At 44.5% G+C, this 20,625-nt stretch carries 16 protein-coding genes; 6 read left to right on the top strand and 10 right to left on the bottom strand.

What is annotated here, in order from left to right; genetic code table 11:
* Positions 1-29 precede the first annotated feature (29 nt).
* The 4 genes from kdpC (at position 30) to L990_RS17275 (ending at position 5,612) form a co-directional block, all read left to right on the top strand.
* On the top strand, positions 30-602 hold the full coding sequence (kdpC, locus tag L990_RS17260; protein WP_047452025.1) for a potassium-transporting ATPase subunit KdpC: 573 nt from the start codon (positions 30-32) through the stop codon (positions 600-602).
* The gene (locus tag L990_RS17265; RefSeq protein WP_047452027.1) at positions 602-3,256 is read left to right on the top strand and encodes a sensor histidine kinase; all 2,655 of its coding nucleotides are present in this window, start codon (positions 602-604) and stop codon (positions 3,254-3,256) included. Before kdpC ends, L990_RS17265 begins: the two co-directional genes overlap by 1 nt.
* A gap of 9 nt (positions 3,257-3,265) precedes the next feature.
* Complete coding sequence (locus L990_RS17270; RefSeq protein ID WP_047452029.1) at positions 3,266-3,955, top strand: response regulator; 690 nt, start codon at positions 3,266-3,268, stop codon at positions 3,953-3,955.
* 349 nt (positions 3,956-4,304) lie between these two features.
* Positions 4,305-5,612, top strand: coding sequence for an outer membrane beta-barrel protein (locus L990_RS17275; RefSeq protein WP_047452031.1), 1,308 nt, complete (start codon positions 4,305-4,307; stop codon positions 5,610-5,612).
* 109 nt (positions 5,613-5,721) lie between these two features.
* On the opposite strand, the gene L990_RS17280 is transcribed toward L990_RS17275, so the two are convergent.
* The gene (locus L990_RS17280; protein WP_047452033.1) at positions 5,722-6,657 is read right to left on the bottom strand and encodes a hypothetical protein; all 936 of its coding nucleotides are present in this window, start codon (positions 6,655-6,657) and stop codon (positions 5,722-5,724) included.
* Between the two features lie 720 nt (positions 6,658-7,377).
* Here L990_RS17280 and L990_RS17285 point away from each other — a divergent pair.
* The gene (locus L990_RS17285; RefSeq protein ID WP_047452035.1) at positions 7,378-8,103 is read left to right on the top strand and encodes a hypothetical protein; all 726 of its coding nucleotides are present in this window, start codon (positions 7,378-7,380) and stop codon (positions 8,101-8,103) included.
* A gap of 261 nt (positions 8,104-8,364) precedes the next feature.
* Here L990_RS17285 and L990_RS17290 read toward each other — a convergent pair whose 3' ends face one another.
* Positions 8,365-9,081, bottom strand: coding sequence for an outer membrane beta-barrel protein (locus L990_RS17290; protein ID WP_047452037.1), 717 nt, complete (start codon positions 9,079-9,081; stop codon positions 8,365-8,367).
* A gap of 440 nt (positions 9,082-9,521) precedes the next feature.
* On the bottom strand, positions 9,522-10,595 hold the full coding sequence (locus L990_RS17295) for a PCMD domain-containing protein (protein ID WP_047452039.1): 1,074 nt from the start codon (positions 10,593-10,595) through the stop codon (positions 9,522-9,524).
* Positions 10,596-11,168: 573 nt separating this feature from the next.
* On the opposite strand from L990_RS17295, the gene L990_RS17300 reads away from it, so the two are divergent.
* Positions 11,169-11,777: a LysE family translocator gene (locus tag L990_RS17300; protein ID WP_047452041.1), complete on the top strand. Its 609-nt coding sequence runs from the start codon at positions 11,169-11,171 to the stop codon at positions 11,775-11,777.
* A 49-nt stretch (positions 11,778-11,826) separates the two neighbouring features.
* On the opposite strand, the gene L990_RS17305 is transcribed toward L990_RS17300, so the two are convergent.
* The 7 genes from L990_RS17305 to L990_RS17335 all read right to left on the bottom strand — a co-directional run bounded on the left by L990_RS17305 (position 11,827) and on the right by L990_RS17335 (position 20,556).
* A complete protein-coding gene (locus L990_RS17305; protein WP_047452043.1) occupies positions 11,827-13,182 on the bottom strand; it encodes a sigma-54-dependent transcriptional regulator in 1,356 nt (451 codons plus the stop codon).
* A 186-nt stretch (positions 13,183-13,368) separates the two neighbouring features.
* Complete coding sequence (locus tag L990_RS17310) at positions 13,369-14,778, bottom strand: TolC family protein (RefSeq protein WP_052181121.1); 1,410 nt, start codon at positions 14,776-14,778, stop codon at positions 13,369-13,371.
* Between the two features lie 130 nt (positions 14,779-14,908).
* Positions 14,909-16,102, bottom strand: a complete 1,194-nt coding sequence (locus tag L990_RS17315; protein WP_047452046.1) for an ABC transporter permease — start codon at positions 16,100-16,102, stop codon at positions 14,909-14,911.
* On the bottom strand, positions 16,099-17,352 hold the full coding sequence (locus tag L990_RS17320) for an ABC transporter permease (protein WP_047452048.1): 1,254 nt from the start codon (positions 17,350-17,352) through the stop codon (positions 16,099-16,101). The genes L990_RS17315 and L990_RS17320 overlap by 4 nt, the downstream gene beginning before the upstream one ends.
* A 26-nt stretch (positions 17,353-17,378) precedes the next feature.
* Positions 17,379-18,611: an ABC transporter permease gene (locus L990_RS17325; RefSeq protein WP_047452050.1), complete on the bottom strand. Its 1,233-nt coding sequence runs from the start codon at positions 18,609-18,611 to the stop codon at positions 17,379-17,381.
* On the bottom strand, positions 18,608-19,870 hold the full coding sequence (locus L990_RS17330) for an ABC transporter permease (RefSeq protein WP_081981782.1): 1,263 nt from the start codon (positions 19,868-19,870) through the stop codon (positions 18,608-18,610). Before L990_RS17330 ends, L990_RS17325 begins: the two co-directional genes overlap by 4 nt.
* A gap of 20 nt (positions 19,871-19,890) precedes the next feature.
* Positions 19,891-20,556, bottom strand: coding sequence for an ABC transporter ATP-binding protein (locus L990_RS17335; protein ID WP_047452054.1), 666 nt, complete (start codon positions 20,554-20,556; stop codon positions 19,891-19,893).
* Between the last annotated feature and the right edge of the window lie 69 nt (positions 20,557-20,625).

Here is a 20,625-nt window from a genome sequence, read left to right on the forward strand (position 1 = left end):
AACAACCGCCATTTAAAAAGAAGAAGAAAATGAAATCACAAATACTACCCGCCATTAAGGCGTTCGCCATCCTAGCCATTATAACAGGCGTTGCCTATCCCCTGCTAATTACCGGCATAGCCCAGCTGGCCTTTAACGGCAATGCGAACGGGAGCATCATCTACCAGAATGGGAAGGCAGTGGGTTCGAAGCTCATTGGACAAGAATTTACCGACGCCAAATACTTCTGGAGCCGCCCATCGGCGGTTAGCTACAGCTCGTCGCTATCTGGCGCCAGCAACCTTGGCCCTACAAGCGCCAAGCTCGACTCGACGGTAAACGCCCGTCGCCAAAGCTTCGCTAGCGCCAACGAGGTAAAGGCCAACACCCCTATTCCTGCCGACATGCTCTGCTCGTCGGCCAGCGGCCTCGATCCACACATCTCGCTGGAGTCTGCCATGCTGCAGCTTAACCGCGTAGCCAAGGCTCGGGGTTTCGACGCCGAAAAAAGGGAAAAAGTGGTGCATCTGATCTACCAAAAATCGCATACCATCGATTTTGCAACCAACGAAATGCGCTATGTTAATGTTTTAGAGTTAAATTTGGAAATCAATAAGCTATAATGAACGAGCAATACGACCTCAGACCCGATCCCGACGAGCTTTTGACATCCCTGAAGCTCGAGGAGGAAAGAAGCAAGCGTGGAAAGCTGAAAATCTTCTTTGGAATGTGCGCAGGAGTGGGTAAAACCTACTCCATGCTCAAATCGGCAGCCGTCGAAGCCGAAAAGGGAGTCGATATTGTCGTTGGGTATGTCGAAACACACGGCAGGAAAGAGACTGAGGCCCTATTGAACGGCTTTGAAATCATTTCGAGGAAGAATGTACTATACAAGGAGACATCTTTACCCGAGATGGACATCGATGCCATCATTCAAAGAAAGCCCAACACCGTTTTAGTAGACGAACTGGCCCATACCAACGCCCCTGGAAGCCGTCACAACAAGCGTTTTCAGGATGTTTTGGAGATTCTGGACAACGGTATAGATGTTTACACCACCTTAAACGTGCAGCATCTCGAAAGCAGAGCCGACACGGTGGCCCAAATAACAGGTATTGTCATCCGAGAAACGCTTCCCGACGAGATTTTCGAGAAGGCTGATGAGGTAGAGCTGATTGACATCACCACCAAGGAGCTTTTAATCCGCCTAACAGAAGGTAAGGTATATGCCGAAGAGCGTTCGCGCGAAGCTTTACTCAACTTTTTTAGGGAAGGAAACATCACGGCCCTACGCGAAATGTCTTTACGCATCGTTGCCGACCGTGTAGACAAGCAGCTGCGCGATTACATGCAGCTGAAGCGCATCCGCGGCCCTTGGAAGTCGGGCCTACACCTCATGGTGGTTATTGGCCCCAACCAGCAGTCGGCCAAGCTCATTAGGTGGGCCAAAAATCTCTCCTATACCATGTCGGCAAGCCTTATGGCCCTCTATGTGGAGACACCAAGGCCCCTTAACGACCCTCAGAACGAGCAGCTCACCAAAAATATAAACCTTGCCCGCCAGCTGGGAGCCGAAGTGGTTACCACGTCGGACAACGACCTCGTTAAGGCGATACTAACCGTCGCTTCGAAGGAGAATATCACCCACATTGTGGTGGGAAAACCTCGTACGCGGAACCTTTTATCCCTTTTGCAGCTGGGCAGCTTTGTGCAGCGGCTCATAAAAAACAGCGGGAACATCGACGTGTACGTCTTGGGGTCCGATTTGCAGAGCGATATCTCGTACAAGCGCTATATTGCCTTCCCATCGTATACCTCAAAGCCAATTCAGTACTTTATTTCCGCGTTGGCCGTTATTATTCCCTCGTTTTTGATGTTTCATCTCAGCCATGCCATAGGCTATCAGGTGGTATCGCTGGTTATGATGTTTATTGTATCGCTTCTTGCCACCGTTTTTGGTATTGGACCGATACTTTTGGCAGCTTTTCTGAGCACCGCCATATGGGATTACTTCTTTATCCCGCCTCATTTCACGCTGCACATCGAAAAACCCGAAGATGCCCTTACTTGCATCATGTTTTTTGTGATTGCGCTCATCAACGGCGTTCTCACAACGCGCGTACGCCGCCAACAAAAGCTCACCAAGGATCGAGAAGAGCGCACCAACGCCCTTTTCCAGCTTACCAAGGAGCTATCGTTGGCCACCAACCTCGACGAGGTGCTTTCCATCTCCAAAAAAAGGATCAAGAAGCATTTCGACGTGGAGCCAATCTTTATTTTACAGGATGGACAGGGAAAATTACAGGAGTACAACGCCTTTACCGAGAATGAGTACAGCGTAGCAAGCTGGAGCTACCGCTACTGCAAGAATGCGGGGCACTTCACCGACACTTTACCCTCCTCAAAACATACTTTTTATCCCTTATACGGTGCTACACTTAAGACAGGAGTAGTAGCCATAGAGCTAGCAGCCCGTTTAAAAGGCGACAAGGAGCTTTTTTGGGACACTTTCATCACCCAAATATCCAACGCCATAGAGCGCGAGTTCTTAAACAAGATTGCGCGCCGTGCCCAGCTGCTAAACGAGTCCGACAAGCTCTACAATACCCTTTTCAACTCCATTTCGCACGAGTTCAGAATACCTGTTGCCACCATAATGGGAGCCTCCGATGCCCTAATGTCGCAGGATTACCCACAAGAAATACAAAAGGAGTTCTACGGAGAGATCAACAAGGCCTCCGAAAGGCTCAACCGCCTTATCGAAAACCTTCTGAACATGTCCAGATTGGAATCGGGACGTATAACCCCCCGGTTTGAGTGGTGCGAGGTGAACGATTTGGCCAACGAAGTGGTAAAAAACCTTCAAAAGGAGCTCGAAGAGTACAACGTGGAGGTTGTAATATCGCCAGACACGCCAATGGTTAAGCTCGACTTTGGCCTAACCGAGCAGGTGCTCTACAACCTGGTTTATAACGCCACCCAACACACCCCAAAGGGCTCCACCATCCGCCTAAAGTTCTTTTTCGACAACGATACCCTAACCATTTTAGTTATGGACCGTGGCGAGGGCTTTAAATATCCCGATATTGCGCATATCTTTGATAAGTTTTATCGGGGAACCGACGCCAAACCAGGGGGAATGGGGCTTGGCCTTTCGATAGTAAAGGGATTCATCGAGGCGCAGGGCGGAACCGTTTCGGCCGAGAACAGAACCAACGGTGGCGCACGTTTTGTCATTAAAATGCCATCGCCCGTTCCTAATATCAACTTAGAGTAGCTTAGCAGCATGGAAATTAAGGATACCATATTGGTTATTGACGATGAGGTGCAAATACGCCGCTTGTTGGAGATTACGCTAACGGCCAACGGCTATAATGTGGCCGAAGCAGCCAATGCAAAGGATGCAGTGGTGGCTGCGGCCACCCACACGCCGGCTCTAATTATTCTCGACCTTGGCCTACCCGATCTCGACGGGCAGGTGGTGCTTAAGCAGCTCCGCGAGTGGTATCAAAAGCCCATCATTGTGCTTTCGGCGCGCAGCTCGGAGGACGAAATCGTAAAGGCTCTCGACTCGGGGGCCAACGATTACCTCACAAAACCCTTTCGCAACGGAGAGCTGCTGGCCCGCATCCGTTCGAGCATCCGCTTTAGCAATACAAACGAGGCATCGCCCATCTTGAACTTCGGCAACCTCTCTGTAGATCTGGCCAACCACACCGTGAAGAAGGATGGAGAGCCCCTGAAGCTAACCAGCACCGAATTTACCATGCTGGCCCTGCTCTCGAAGAACGCCGGAAAGGTGCTGACGCACCAGCAGCTGCTTAAGGAGGTGTGGGGATTTAGCTACATCAACCAAACCCAGTATCTACGTGTATTTATTGGGCAGCTACGAAAAAAAATTGAGGATAACCCCTCGCAACCCACCTTTATAAAGACGGAATCGGGCATTGGCTACCGATTTACCGAAGGAGTATAGGGGCGACATTCCTTAAAAGTCCATCTACTTTAAGCATCATTACGTAGGGCTGATATTGGCGCACAATATCGCAGCCTAGGAGCGGTATTGCCTACAACGAAGCACCCTACATCCGTAGCGCCAGCCGTAAGACGCGCTACAAAACAGCAACATAGGATAAGAACCTAAGCTACAATTCAAAAAAACCGCTCGTATTCAGCTTCTTTATCGGCCAGCGGCTATGGTATCCAAACCATCAACCTAAAAATGCCACAGAGCCAGCTTAGCAGAGAAAGAAAAGAACCGAGCAGATAAAAAAAACAAGCTAAAAGAACCGCATGTATACCATGCACTAACCACATCCATTAAAATGAAAAAAGCATTTTTTCTGCTGATGATCGCATCAGCTGGCCACGCCTTTGCCCAAGCTCAAGAGGCAAAAAAGGCTCCTCTCGAAGGGTTTAATACCACCTGGATTAACGGACAAAGCCGTCAAACCGAGTTTCCGCTAGCTGTAACCGATGCCAGCGGTCAGGTAGTAGTAACTGCAATGGCCTACGTCGATGCCTACTATAACTACGACCTTAAAAGGCCTTTAGACAATACTCATACCTGCTCAGCATCCATTGGACGCCACAACGAATTCACCTTAAACATGGCCACCATAGGTTTGGAATCTTACTACAAGAATACTATCGGCCGGATATGGCTGCAATCGGGTAGTATGCTCAATCTTATCCAAGAGACAGACGGTTCGACCCTTAAGGGACGCAACAGCACCGTTAGTAACCTCAAGTACATCCGCGAGGCAGCCGCTGGCTACCACTTTAACGTGCTAAATGGGCTTAATATCGAGATGGGACTCTTTAGCAGCTTTATTGGAATGGATAGCTACCTAACGCAGGAGAATTGGAGCTACCAGCGCGCCATGGTAAACGAGTTTGTGCCCTCCTACCTCACAGGCGCACGCCTTCAGCTCTTCCCTTCGTGGAAATTTAAGACGGAGCTGTGGCTTGTAAACGGATGGCAAAGCTATAGCCGTTGGAATAAGATGGCCGGAATAGGAAGCGCCAACCTTTGGCGCCCAACCGAAGATGTACAAGTAGCAGCCAGCCTCTATGTGGGCAAGGATAGCCGTTTAAACACCAACCGTTTTCATCACGACAACAGCATAGCCCTTCGATACCATAATCAGCCCACCTCTAAAGGGCTTTCGCAAGCTGCTTTGGCGCTAAATACCCATTACGGATTCCAATGGGGCGATGGAGCAAAGCGTAGCGAACAAAATATATTCGGAATATCGGCCATGAACCGCCTTTGGTTTATGCAGAATACCGTTGGACTAACCCTGAGGTACGACTACCTCACCAATCCGGGGCTCTACCTCGCCTTTTCGCCTGCAACCCTTACCCCAAACTCGTTTACCCAAGCCATAAATAACATGGATAAGCCAAAGCTAAACATCAGCCAGCTTACGGCAACCGTAGACTATATGCCAAATAGCTTCACAACCCTTAGGCTAGAGCTCGGATACCGTAAGAGCAACGTTCCCTACTTTGCAGGGCACGATGGCACCACCTCGCCCGATGGTTGGGCCGATTCGTCGACCACCGGATGGACTCCGTCGCTCGTAAAAGATGAAGCAAGAATAACTATAGCCGCTGGTTTCAGGCTATAGCCGTAAAGATCCGTATATGTCTTTTTAATAAGGACTATCCTCCCCTCTAGCAGCGAATGCTCGGGAGGAGGAATTCTACTATACCCATTAAAAAGATGATCGTTAATACCTAGTGCTCCTGCAGGTGCATTACATTTACATACCGATGTATTGCAATAGGAGCTTTGGTCTTTAAGATTATCTGAATTACCGCTTGGCGAAACTCCTCCTTGGTTTTCCAGGTGGTTCCCACATCATCGGAGTCTAAGCCAATCTCTATAACGCCCTTAAAGTTATCTCGTTCCCACTTTGCCCTATCTATAAGCGTTGCAACGGAGCTATTTTGGTAGTTCATAATCGAAAAACCATTCAAATAGTTAGCTACATCTGCAAACCAAGCCTTTCGATCCTCATCCGAAGTCCATCCAACCGCAGTCATGCTGTCATACCAAAAAGGAATGTCTGCCATAATCTCATCGCCGCCCATTCCATTATCAGCAAGTACCTTTCGGGCATCGCGGTAGGCTTCTTTTAGTAGGCTCATTATCTCGCGTTTGCGCTCTATGGTTGCTTTTGACCATTCCTCTAGCCCATGTGGCTCAATATCCAGATGTACACCTACTAACCGCTCATCTGGCTTAACCGATTGATTGTACAAAATGTAGTTGTTGGTAATGTAGGCTATCATATCCTTTCGGTATTGCGGGTAAACCCACTTAGGACTTCCAATTAGGTATACCGGCTGGATGCCTGCCGTATGGAGCTTTTTAAGCCACCTTTGCATAGCCTCCTTTTTATCAGGAGTGCTAGGCATACGTAAATATCCCCCATAAACACGGGTAATACTGTTCTTTTTGTAGCTGGCCAATACCACCGCCTCCTTACTGGAGTCTACAACAACATGATTAATACCGTAAGGCTCCGTTTGCGAGCCCCAGTGCCAAACGCTAACCACCTCCTTACCTGTAAAACCTTTGGCAGCAGTCGTTCCTTGTCCAAAAATGCGTTGATGAAAACCTACCGTAAGCAGTAGCAGTACAGCAGCAGAGAGTAAATAAGCCTTCATATTGGTTTATATTTAAAATAAATATCTCTACAATATACGCCGAGTTATATTTAAAAGTCAATAGTAAAAAAGAATAAAATATACGACTATAAAAATTAAAATTACGGCTTACAAGCTTGCTAAACTAATTTTATAATAGCGTCTACAATCTTCAAAAATAAAATTACCATCCTTCAAATATGGGTAACGTGCTCGTAAGCTATTTTCAGAAGCTCGTATTCCTTTTTCAGAATTCCGTAATGCATATTCGTAATTTGGTTAACCCATTTCGTACGCTCGAATTGTAGCTATAAGTAGTATCATTACTATTTTTAGATAAAAAGTAATTGCCATCGTAATGGCAAGGTTACCCAAAGCAAATAGCATTACGTAAAAGAGCTACAATAGAATAGCTATATAGGCATATAATTACCATCAATACCCGTAAAAAAGATGCTTTATAGGTGAAATAAAATAAATGGGAGCAAAACAAGCAGATCAAACCTAAAACGCTATATATGAACAACAAAAGAAATAAACCACAACAAAACCCTCCTGTTTTTATGTTGCATAACATATTTTTATAGCAATATTAGCATCTGGCGCGATAAATACATTTTTTGTAAATTGTAGGAAAATTGGTAGATACGTGGCTACACAAATCCAGCGCTAGCTGCTGCCAATTGGTATAATAATGCCCCATTATGCGGGGAATAATTATTCACTCTAAAACCCTTAAATATGGGAAGAGAACTGGTAAGAAGCTACTCCATGACCGATAGCGAAATGCTGCAACAGTCAAAGACGTTTATAGAGCTAGCAAAGCTAGATATCGACGAGCTAACAGCGGTAGAACCCTCCATAAACCTATCAATACTAAACAGCATGGACGAAGAGACTACTAGCTGCATTAACGATTTTTCGAGCGTGGAGTCTAAGAATAGCATCTCGATTGCCAAAGCAAATGTTGATCGCACAATGACAAAATGCCGCAACGAAATACAGCTCTTCTTCTTCCATTGCAAGCGCACCTTCCCCGATATCCCATCAATAACCATAGAGTTTGGCAAGAGGGAGATGGAAAAGGCCAGGCTAAACCCCGAAAAGATGATTCGGCTTATGAACCTAATTATTACCACCTACGATAAGCCAAGCTACAAGGAAAAGCTGGATAGCAGGCTTACAGCTAATTTTAAGGATAGGCTGGAGGAGCTAAAGCAGGAGCTATTGAATGCTAGCGCTATGCTTGGAGTAGCAAAAGCCAATCGGCCTGTAGAAACTGAAGCTAGAATTATGCGATTTAATGCCGTATGGGATTTTACGCGCAACATAAGCGAAATTGCCAAAATCGCATTCCGTAATAGCTTTGCCAAACAGCAGCAGTACAAGCTCTACGATACGCCAACGCATAAACCATCGCAACCCGACCAATCCGATAACATAAAAACGGGAAATGAGGAACCGTAGGCTAAGCGCAAGGTTCGTCATTTTAAGGCTAGCGCCCAAAAAAGATCAGCGAAATACAGCTAGCAATAAATAGTAAAGTTTTTTACTCGACATGAGGTATCATAATTCATTCCTTTTTTTAAAAAGGAAACTCCCCACCCCCGAAGAGACTTCGGTGATGGGGAGATCTTGTTTTTAGGGCTTATAAATAGTAAAGTTATAGTAATATCGTCGTGTGAAAGAATTTTAAAATGCCAAATATAATAGATAGTTCTTAAAAACCTACTTTAGCTTGTAGCTAACTCCTACACCTAGGAAAACGTTGTACATGCTAAAGGTTATGCTCTTAAAATCTTTTCCAAAAAGAGGAACAAGGCCTGTTGTAAGGTTAACATCTACCCCCAAACGGCTATTTATCATTCGCTTGGTCCCAAATTCGAGCCCCGCATCCCATTTTTGCACATTTTTACTAAAATCGAACTCCCCCTCGGTTACCTGAATCTTATTTGTGTTGTTATCAATCCAAATATAACCGTCGCGAGCGTATCCATTAAACTTCGAGCTGATGTTGTAAGACAGGTAGCCTCCTCCATAAATGCTCCACTTGCTGTTTAGCTCGTACACGGCCTTTACCGGAAGCGACATGTAGCTGTTGTAGGCCTTTGTATCATTTGCGCCCGTAAAGTAACCCGATAACTGAGAGCCATTTTGGTAAAACTCGGTGTAGTAACCCTTCACATCGGCCTTCACATGCATTCCTTTAGCCTCGTAACGCAATCCGGTAAACACCTTAAAGCTGTTAAGACGGTATACCGATATTTCGTAGCTCACCGAAGGGGTGAAAAGAGGGTTAAACCCGGCTACCGTAATATTTTTTGGCATGCTATAGGGGGTGGTTGCTCCAATATTAAGGTTTCCTTTAATAAAGCTCTCATGCTCCCAGGCGTAAGACTTTAAGCCAGACAGTATAAAAGCAAGTAGCACCAGTTTTTTAATCATTCGATACGTTTTGTGATAAAAAAATATGTTTTGAAGCAAAGCTATAATGAAATAGCTCCGCTTCAAAACCTATTAAAAATTGGCAGAGTCTTGCGGTATCGTACCGATACCACAAAAAATCATTATAAGACAGTTAAAAACAAAACACAAATGTCACTATAGATTCGGATACAAATACCTTGCCGTTTTGTGGCAGCTCTGCAGCATTTTCCTCAAAAACGAGCTATAGAAGGAAGGTTTTGGGGAGGACAAAAGGCGCTTCACAAACGACATTCATCCCGTAAAAGATAAACCTGAGCAATCCTTAAACCCCCCAAAAGCCTTCGTACTATCCTAATTTATAGTCGAATCTGCTACAACAACCTAATAAGCGGGTAAAGCATCGGCCTAAAAGGTGTCGCACGGCAGCAATGGCCGTTTTGCCACTATATAGAATTGTTTTAAATATTTTTGGTAGTCACTTTTATGTCGTCAACAAAAAGGGTACTCCCTACAGCTCCCTTAAAGATGTTTCCATCCCAGCTAGACGAGCACACAATGGTAAACATCAAATTCTCACCGGGTACTACGTCCCTCTTATAGTCTAGCACCAGGTCAAATTTGGTGTACACAGGCTGCTTACCACCCTTAAGCACAGCCTTAGCAATAATGCGGGAGTCTGTAAGGACATTGCGGCCATTCAAAGGCTCGGTGCCCGTAAACACAACGGCATAAATGGCGCACGAATCCTTTCCGTTGGGAATCACCGTGAAATTTTCGTCGGTTAGCTTATCGCCAGGGAGATACTTGTAGTATCCGCTCACGCTTAAAGGCTTGCGGGTGATTGGCACGCCGAAGCTGGTGCATTTCAAGGGGTCTGTCATTAAATGCAAGGTGGTAAAAGAGCCTAAGAAAAGAGAACCAGTAGCAATGGGAGTATTCTGGCCAAATACTGGCTTATCCGAAACAAATTCGGTACGAATAATAGCCGCCTTTGCCCCCTGAAAAGCATCTTCGGTTTGGTCTACAGTATTTTTTACGTTGTATCCAAGACCTCTTAATAGCACGTTACCAATGTTGGCAGTACTCCAATCGCTATTTGTAGGGGTGTAGTATATTGAATTATCCGAAGAAGCATCTGCCGGTTTCTTTTCCCAGCTGTCGAAAGGGTTAGAAAGCATTGCTTCCCTACGAACAGAGACCTCATACTCGCGAGTAACCGCTTTATCCTCCGATGTAACCACGTACTTAACCGGGTTGGTAAAGTCTTGGGTGCTTCCATTCTTTGGCGAAATGGTTGCTCCCGATGAAAGCTTAAATACTGGGCTTAACTTGGTAGCATCGGCATCTTTAGAAACATAAATGGTGATTTTAACCCCCGAAATGGCAGCATTACCCAGAGAAACTGGCTCTTTTAGCTGAACGGCCTCGATTTCGGCCTCGTGGTTATCGCTTTCCTTACTACACGATGCAGCACCAACAAGCAGCACCGATGCAAAAAGCATGTATGCCGCTACTTTCTTTACTAATTTCATTGTTTTATTGGTTTGGTTTGTACTACTAAATAAATTCTATCTATGGCTGATAATTTCCTATCGAACTAGAGGCCCTCTAAATAATCAGCAAACCTCTAACCCCGTAAGATTATAACAGACCATACTATCAAAGATTGTACTAAACCACATTTGTACTGTAGCAGAGATGCACCTAAAGCTAAACATCGCAGCTTTAAACCAGCTATACCAACATACAAACCCAATACTAGGCAGAAGAAGAGGTAAAAAGCCTCCATTAAACAGTAACATCTAGGCGCGAAACAGTACCGACCTCCGTCGTCGCTACCTTTATTATTCACAAACAATTAGAGCTTAGTTCGAACAAGCAACAGCGGCAGATTAGGACTAAACACCCCCTTTTATTGTTGAGCCAACCATGTTTTCACCTAGTTTAACCAAAACCAAACAGGTGCAACGCTACTTGAGAAATAGGAAACAGCCCTCCTGCGAAAGGAATAAAACTTATATATTTAGCCAGCGTTATGCCGCTCCATACCGCATCGTTAGAATCGGGTTAACCGCTATTTTAGAATACAAAGCAGCCTCAATAAAATGGATACATACCAAATAATCTCCTTCATTGCAGCCTCTGCTGCGCTAACGGTTCTTCCAGGTCCAGATATTCTTTTTGTAATAGCGCAAAGTATCTCCAATGGCTGGAAAAGCGGAGTTGCAGTAGCACTTGGCCTTTGCTCGGGATTAATTGTACATACCTCGGCGGTGGCCCTTGGTGTTGCGGCGCTTCTTGTGAAATACCCGGTGGCACTAACAGGTGTAAAAATATTTGGAGCTCTATACTTAATGTATTTAGCCTACCTCTCGTGGGGAGAATCGGGATTAAGCATTGCCAACAATAGCGAGAAGACAAACTATGGGAAGCTTATACGAACTGGTTTCATTATGAATGTCCTTAACCCTAAGGTATTGCTGTTTTTCCTAGCTTTTTTGCCACAGTTTATCGTTAAAGGACCGAATCCTGCTTTTCAGGTTGTAGTTTTTGGGATGCTATTCTTTGTACAAGCAATTATAATCTTTTCCATTATCGCCCGATTTGCAGGAATGCTAAATCGAAGCATTGCCCAATCGCGAGCAAGCCAGCATATCGGAAAAATAAAAAGTGGCGTTTACATTTTAATTGCGATAAACCTATTTTGGTTGTAACACCACCTCTTTATAAGGAGTGTAGATAGGGGGCTAAGCCCCTTTATTCCTAATCTAGCTTAATATCAAACTTTTCTAACCTCCTATAAAGTGCCGCTCGGCTAATGCCAAGCACTTCGGCTACCTTAGAGATGTTACCACCATATAAATCGATTGCCTTAACAATCATTTTACGCTCCATCTCCTCTAAAGGCTGCAACGTGGTGCTATCAACCTCAACCTGTTTTGCCGACATGGAGTTCTGAGCCAAATCTTCTGCCTCAATAATCTTTTTACCAGACAAAAGAACTGTCCGCTCAACCAAATTTTTCAGCTCGCGGATATTTCCGGGGAAAGGTTGCCTCAACAAATAGTCGATAGCACCCGAACTTAGGTCTACACCTCCTTCAAAATCGCCAGCCATACGCTGAATAAAGTGACGAGCGAGCAAGGGGATATCCTCGGGACGCTCGCGCAGCGGAGGCAGATTTATGGTTATTAGGTTTACTCTATAAAACAAATCCTCGCGAAACAAGCCCTTTGCAACCAGCTGCGAAAGATCTTTGTTGGTAGCACAAACAACACGAACATCAACCTTAGTCGGTTTGCTCTCTCCCAAAACCTCGAAAGTTTGCTCCTGAAGAACTCTTAGCAGCTTCACTTGGCACGAAAGATCTAGCTCGCCCAGCTCATCTAAGAAAATAGTTCCTTTATTGGCCATTGTAAAGCGGCCAACGCGATCTTGGTAGGCATCAGTAAATGCCCCTTTCTTATGACCAAACATTTCGCTCTCGAAAAGAGATTGCGATATTCCTCCAAGATTAACTTTAACCATGCTTTCGCGCCCCCTTGAGCTATTATCATGAAGCGCTTCTGCTATAAGCTCCTTCCCGGTTCCACTTTCGCCAGTAATGAGAACTGGGGCGTCTGTTTTGGCAACTCGGGCAACTGTATTAAGTACCTCCATCAACTTCGAAGAGGCACCTACAATTTTATTAAACTTAAACTTTGTATTCAGCTCAACTCTGGTGCTCCCCGAAGGTGCTGCAACCTCCTTCGAGCTCAACTCTACAGCTCTATTAACGGTTGCAATCAACGTCTCGTTACTCCAAGGCTTAGTAATGAAATCGAAAGCACCAGCCTTCATTCCACGCACGGCCAAATGAATAGATCCCCAAGCGGTAATTAGTATTACCGGAACCTTTGGGCAGAATATTTTTACCTGCTTAAGAAGTGTAATCCCTTCCTCTCCTGACGTTCCCGACGAATAGTTCATATCCATCAATATCAGCTCTGGAGATGCACATCTCACCACTTCCAGAACCTCTTCGGGGGATGAAAATGCGGCAACCTCGTACCCATGCTGCTTTAACAACAGCGATAAGCTAGAACGAACGGCTATATCATCGTCAACAATCAATATCATTTTGGAATATTTGAAGCAAAGTTAGAAAAAGGTGATAGATATTCTTTCTGCCAATACCACTAGGCTTAGGAAGTAACCTGCACGTTCTACTTTTAGGCAGACATCTTCTAAAAGCAAATTAGTAAAAACGACAAAGAAAGTAGCAAGCACCACCTAACTTGTAAAGGGATGCTTACTATTCTAAAATTATAGAAGCATAAGCTTTTCGTCTATTACTATATTACTTTTTCTTACAAAATCGTAAAGTGTTATCTGCCGGATGTTGTAGAAAAATAGCCAGGAGCCGTAAAGCTGCGAAATGTAGTTGCGCTTTGCCTCATCGCGAGAGGATTGCGCATCGTTTATATCGAGCACATTGACTTTGCCCATCAAAAACGTTTCGAAAGATGTTTTGTAACGTTGCTGAGCCACGGAGTCTGCTTCTTGAGCCAAGCTTAGCTGCTTAGGCTGATCGAGCAGCTGCATAACAGAGATGAAAACTCCCTCCTCGAAACGCTGCGTTTCCTGCTCTACCTTTCCTTTTTCGACCTCGAGCTGCGATTTTGCCTGCTCTACCTTGCTGCGTCCTTTGCCCCAATCGAGAATTGGAATACGAACCCCAACCTTTGCAACCTGAAGATCCTTTAAATCGTGGTAGGCATTGGGAAGCTTTTCGGCGCTACCTGTTAAACCAAAAGAAAAGAAAAGGTTTGCTCGAAAACCCCTCGAGGCCTTTGCATCTGCCACCTGCATTTGTGTTTCGAGAATGCGCCGCTGAACCTCCTGCATAAACGGATTATTAGCGCGGACAAGCTGCATTGCCTCGTCGAAGGAGGTTGTAGCAGTTGGCGCTTGTGCTGGAATTTCGGGGATTAGGAATACCTTATCGTTAAAGCCAAGAAAGCTGCGAAGCGCAAACATTCTTTTCTCCTGCTCCTGACGCACGGTAGCCATGTTGAGCTCAAAGTTTATTTTCGAGAGTTTTAGCTGCAAAAGATCGTTATCCGAAATAACACCAATACCTTTTTTGGCAACAGCAATCTCATACAGCTTACTTGCATTCTTTAGGTTTTGCTCGGCAATGTCGCTATTTACCTTTGCCAAAAGGAAATCGAAGTAAAGCGTGATTGCCTTTACCTGAACCATCTCCATGTTGGCACAATACCTACGTTTTGCCTCTTCGTAACGGATTGGCTCTATCTTACCCATCCATTTTAACCTATTAAACGAGAATAAAGGCTGCTCGTAGGTAAAACCTATCGGACGAGACATGTGCTGAGAGGAGGAGCTTTTGCCCAGCTGATCGATACGCTCGAGCTGCGACTGAAAAGAAACCTTTCCTCCTGTAATCGGAATATTTTGCTCCAGAATAAGGTTCAAATCAACCGTAGAAGCATTGCTTCGGACATAGGAAAAGGATCCATCCGTATTTTGGTAGCTCTGAACCGAACGGTTGATGCTCGGTAATGTTCCCTCGAAAGCAACACTTGGTAAAAGTTCCGACTTATAGCTTCGGAGCTGCCAGTAGGCCACCTTAAACTCATTCTTTGCAACTAGCGCATCCAACGACTGCTCGCGAGCCAGCTTTAGAGCCTCGGTTAAGCTAAGCGTTACCATATTTTTTTGCCCATATGATAAAACGCTACCTAAAAGAAACAAAGCGAATAATAAAGGTCGTCTGATTTTCATAGTAAAAAAGGTAAAGGCTGATAGCAGATTTACTGCAAGTATCAGCAGTAATAAAAGACTATTCGTAATGCAGCACTATGGCGGGATTTACTTTCGATGCCTTAAGTGCAGGAATAAGCACGCTTGCCAATACGGCTAAAGCCAGAATAATGAATGTTAGGCAAAACTCTCCTGCAACACGCCAGGCTGTTACCGCGTAAGTAGGCTCGAGCTTATCTAAGTAAGCTAGGTTTATGGCAATCAAAAGAACAGGAATAAAAGATAAAACCAGCAAAAGCAACGACTCTCCGGTCACCATCCTAACAATATCTTTTCGACTTGCGCCAATGGCCATCCGTATCCCTATTTCTTGAAAACGTTTTTTTACACGACCCGAGAAAACGACGTAAATGCCCAAGAATACATTTACCAAGAAAAAGATGGTACACCACATCATCCCTGATAGCATGTTACTCTTGCTTAAATCGATGATGGCTTTCTTTGTTTCGAAATCTTCAACGGCTCTAATCTCAATGCCTAACGACGAAGCGATATCGCCATAAAGTAGCTTTAAGGTTGTAGCAAAACCATCCTCCATCCCTTTTCGCACCTTTACAATGGTCTTCCAGCCATATTTCATCTCCCGTAAATCGAGTGGAGTAAAAACCGTTGGATTTACTTTCTCGAATGAGCCTGTTTTTACATCGGGAATAATTCCTACGATTCTTCGCTTTTCGGTTGAGTTAGCACCCAAAGCAATCTCCGTGCCCACCATTTTAGGTATATTCAAAGTAGCACATAGCGACTCGTTAACCAGGCAAACCTTGCTATTTTGCAGCACTTCGGCGCCTGTAAACCAACGTCCATTTAGAATCGGGATGCCTAAAATGGAGGCAAAGGAGGCATCTCCCTCCATTAGCTGAACTTGGAGCTCCTTACCATTTACAATGCAGCTTGTAGAAACGCTACTTCCCGAGTAGGGTTCGGATTGAAAGGTAGCGGCAATCCCTTCTATTTCGGGACGCCCCTTTAGATACTGGGATACCTTTTCATTCACTTCCAAAGCCTTTACGCTATCGATATCCTTTGCTACAAAGTGCAGCACGTAGCAACGTTCCACGTTAAAGCCTTCGGGAATTCGGTAGGTTCGGTAGGCTGAAATTGCCGTATCCAAAATAAAGAAGAGGAAAATTCCGGCAAACATTAGCTCGACAAACAGCAACGTATTGCTTTTACGCTGAGCCCATAGGTATTTTAAAATCATGGTAATCATTGCTCACCCCCTTTCAGTGCGGTAGAAATATTCATCTTTGCGAGCTTAACGGCTGGAAATATCCCCGAAATGAAGCTGACGATTAGAATAAGGCCAACAACAAAAGCAAAAGACAGCAAGCTTGGGTAGCTTTGTCCGCTAAATGGAATATCAGCATACCTTTCGAAATCAAAAACGGCAACATGATGAATCCGAGAGAACAGAAATGAGAAAATATACCCGACTGCACCACCAATAAGCACTACCAAGCAGTTGCTAGCCATAAAGTAGATAACGACATCCTTTTTCGATGCCCCAAAAGAGCGCATTGTTGCCATTTCGGCATACCGATCTTTTATATGGTTATAGTTTAGTATAGTCAAATTCAACACTGGCAGCAAAAGAATTATAAGAACTAAACCACCGTATCGGAAACAAAATTCAATAATAGCCTCCTTTTCTTCGACGGCGTAACCCACTACCAGCGCCTTCAACTTTGTTCGAGGACGAGATACGGTTATGTGAGTACCATTGCCCGTTGATGCATTGTAACGATGCTCCAAAGCCTCGACCTCCTTAACCAGCTTATCCCTATCGTTGCCCGATTTAAGAAGATAAACGATTTCGAAAGAACCAGTAGGTTCGTTGCCACCCTCTACCTCGTTAAAAATAGAGTAGGGAATCCAAAGGCTAGCGTTGGTAAAGATTCGGTACGAGTTGGCATCGCTTACCACTCCAACAATCAAGAACTCGCGTCCGCTGTAGCTTATCTTTTTGGTACTTCGTTCGATATCGGTAAGCTGGCTGTAAAGAGATTGAGAAACAACCGCAACATTTGCCTTACCACGAAACTCTTCGGCCGTAAAAGGACGGCCTTCCTTAAATTCAAAATCGAATATATTCCAGTAGCTATTGTCGCAGCTAATTAAAGCAAGATTCTTAGACGCAACACCCTCTAGCCTCGGAAAGCTCCCCCTTCGAAAGATGGAAGAAAGTTCCTGCGTTTTGGTGCTACTTAAGTAGCGCTGTGCAAAACCTAACGAAAAAGCTCCAATACTGGTTGATTGTGTTTTTAACTCCTCGCTTTTGATTCTATTCATGCAAAGAATCCTATCTATACGGCTCTCGGGGCTAACGGGCCTCAAGTATTCGCCGATAGAATTTATCACTATCATAGATGTTGCAACCCCCAAGGCAATACAAAGGGTGGCTGTTGCCAGATGCCCCTTAGAAAGGAGCACCTGACGTGATATATTTTTAAGAATCTTCATTGCTAGCTTATTAGGAGAGTAGCAGGCTACTCGTAGTGTAAAGCTTCCGAAGGCTGAATCTTTGATGCCTTACGCACCGGAATCCAGGTGCCAAGCATAATCATACCGGCAAGAATTAGCAGCGTTGCCACCCCCGACAGAATGAAAATGATAATCTTTTGCTCCCAACTACCAAGAACGTTGACATCAAAAAAGCGCATCTGAATGGTAATGATGGCCGATGGCACCACCGCCAAAAGCAGCAGAATTAACGACTCGGTTAGGAAGTAAGATTTCAATCCCGATTTCGACGAACCAATAGCCATTCTTAGCCCAATCTCATTCTTGCGCTGCTCTGTCCGAAACCAGAAAGCACCAACAATACCCAGCAGCACATTTACCAAGAAGAACACAATGATCCCCATGCTCATCTTTATCGATTTTACCTCGCCAGTCCAAGTAAAGTACTCGCTTCTTATGCTATCAAAAGGGGTTATATCAACAAGGTAGTAGGGAGAATCGCCTAAATTAGAGAGTTCCTTCTTCATCTTTTCTATGGCATCTGCAGAGGCATTATCCTTTAGCCTTATGCAAATCTCTGGAGTTCCAATAGTTCCTAAAATATACTTATAGGAAAAGGTCATTGGCTGATAGGTTGTAGGCGTTTCATCTGCAAAATCGTAGTACTTGTAAGTATCCGTTACACCTACAATAGTAAGCGTATCCCCATTAATAGCACATCGCTTTCCAATGGCATTTGGAGCACTTTTGAATAAGCTATCGGCTACTGTTTTACTAATAACCACCGTCGAATTATCTGTACTCAGATATCTTTTACCATAAAGAAGTGGAATCCTAAAAACGTCGAAAAATTCAGGTTCTACATGACGTAGATAAACATTTACATTTTTCTTTCCCGAAGTAACATCGCTCCAACTATTGCTTCCATTATAAGGTCTGGACATATCAGAAATAGCGGCCGCCTCTACGTTAGGATTTCTTTTAATCTTATCAAACAACGAAAGAAGAGGCACCTTATAGTTCTTTATTAAGCTATCCATACTTGTATTATCTGGCGCTGATCTGCCAGGAATCATATTAATGTTTACATAGTAGGTATTCTCCACATTAAAACCCTTAGGAACGCTATACCTATGGAAGTATCCAAAAAGCTGATCCATTACCATCCAAAGAAGAAGGGAAACAAGCATCAGCTCCATCCAAATTAGGAAGTTAGAACGGCGTTGCGCCCAAACTATTTTAAATATTTGCTTTATCATGACTTCTTTGATTTTAGAGCTTGAACAATAGGCTGCCTTGCTGAGTAGATAGCAGGGAACAGAGCCGAGAGCAAGTTGATTACTACACCGGTAGCTATAAGGTATCCTAAAATGGTAGGACGGAAAAAGGTGGTGATATTAAAGTCGAGCCCATCGGGATAAAGCGTACTTTGGAAGGCAAATAGTAAAAAGATGGAGAAAATTAATCCTATTACTCCGCCAATTAATGTTAGCACCATGTTTTCGGCCACTACCTGAGCTATAATATTACTTTTGAAGGCGCCAAACGAACGTCGAAGTCCAAGCTCCTCCTGTCGCTTTTTCATACGCGAAACTGTAAAACTGGCCATGTTTAGTGCTGGAACAACCATCAAAACAATGATAACGGTCAGCCAAAGCTTTACCATTTCGTCGTAACGACTTACCTCGTCGCTAGCCCATTTCCTGAAGCGCTGCTCCGAATGATTGTCGGGACCATGCAGCTCAATTCTGATTTCTTTCTCTACAGGCTTAACGTAGGCCTTTAGATTTTTAGTTATCTGCTCCTTAATGGCATCAAAATCGGATGGACTTTTAGCCAAAATAAGTGCATTTAATCCACCGCAAGCCAATGATTCCTTCGACGAAGCAATTTGATCGTTTGTAGTGTATGGGGCCCAAATTCTGGAGTATGCAAAGGTTGCCGATGGATCTACGCTTTTTACAACCCCAACTATTTTAAAAGGTTGCTGAGCTATATAAACATCCTTCCCCAAACAGCTTTCGCCCTTATAAAGTGTCTGCGCTAAATGCTCATCTATAACAGCAACCCTTATTCCAGACTTAAAATCGCTTGAGGTAAAAGGTTTACCCGCCACAAATTCAAATTCATAAAATTTCCAGTAGTTTCCATCCACCCACTTTACAGAAATATTCTGTCCTTCACCTGAAAAAAGGGAGGGCTCTACAACCGAGTTTGAAGTCATTACCCCTGTAACCGACTCTACATCTTTCAGGTTATAGAAAACATTATCGAGCAAACGTTGCGATAGGTAGGAGTTATTTTTGTTATGTTCTCCACGACATTCGCGTACACCTTTAACGTAAAGAGTACGGTATCGGTTTACTTCGGGTGCTATGGAAGCATCATCTATTTCGTTTACCGTCAATATTACCATTATGAAGGAAACGGCTAATCCTATTCCCAGCAGCGATATTATGGTAAAGAACTTGTCTTGCCATAACATGCGCCAGGCATGTTTCATGTAGTATAAAATCATATCTATGTTTATTCGGAGTGCTACTGGATTTGACGACCATCGAAGAAGCGCATAATGCGACCCGTTTGCGAGGCGATATGCTCATCGTGCGTTACCATAACAATGGTGGTTCCTTCCTGCTTATTGAGGTTAAATAGCAGCTCCATAATCTCGGCTCCCATCTTACTATCGAGGTTTCCGGTAGGCTCATCGGCTAGCAGTATTTCGGGACTTCCGATTATGGCGCGGGCAATGGCAACACGCTGGCATTGTCCGCCCGATAGCTGGGTTGGGAAGTGCTTCATGCGGTGCGAAAGCCCTACCTTCTCCAATACCTCGTGCGCCCTTTTACGACGCTCGCCGCTCGATATCTTACGGTAAAGTAGCGGAAGCTCCACGTTATCTAGCACGTTAAGAGCCGGAATTAGGTGAAAGCTTTGGAAAACAAACCCCAGCTTTTGGTTGCGTAGCATGGCCAGCTCCTTATCCTTCATACTTTTTACGGCGACTCCGCCTATAGAGATTTGGCCGGCTGTTGGATCGTCCAAAAGTCCCATAATATTTAGCAGGGTACTCTTTCCGCAACCCGACGGTCCCATAATCGAAACAAATTCTCCCTTCTCTACCTGCAAGTTTACATTTTCGAGAGCCACGGTTTCTATCTCGTTGGTTGTGTAAACCTTCTGAATGTTAGATAATGTAATCATATTGCCTTCGTATTTTCTTCGTTTTTTATAAAGCTATTTAGTTTGCCAGCAGCCGAGCTGTCGACTTAA

The organism is Alistipes sp. ZOR0009 (assembly GCF_000798815.1).
Taxonomy (GTDB): domain Bacteria; phylum Bacteroidota; class Bacteroidia; order Bacteroidales; family ZOR0009; genus Acetobacteroides.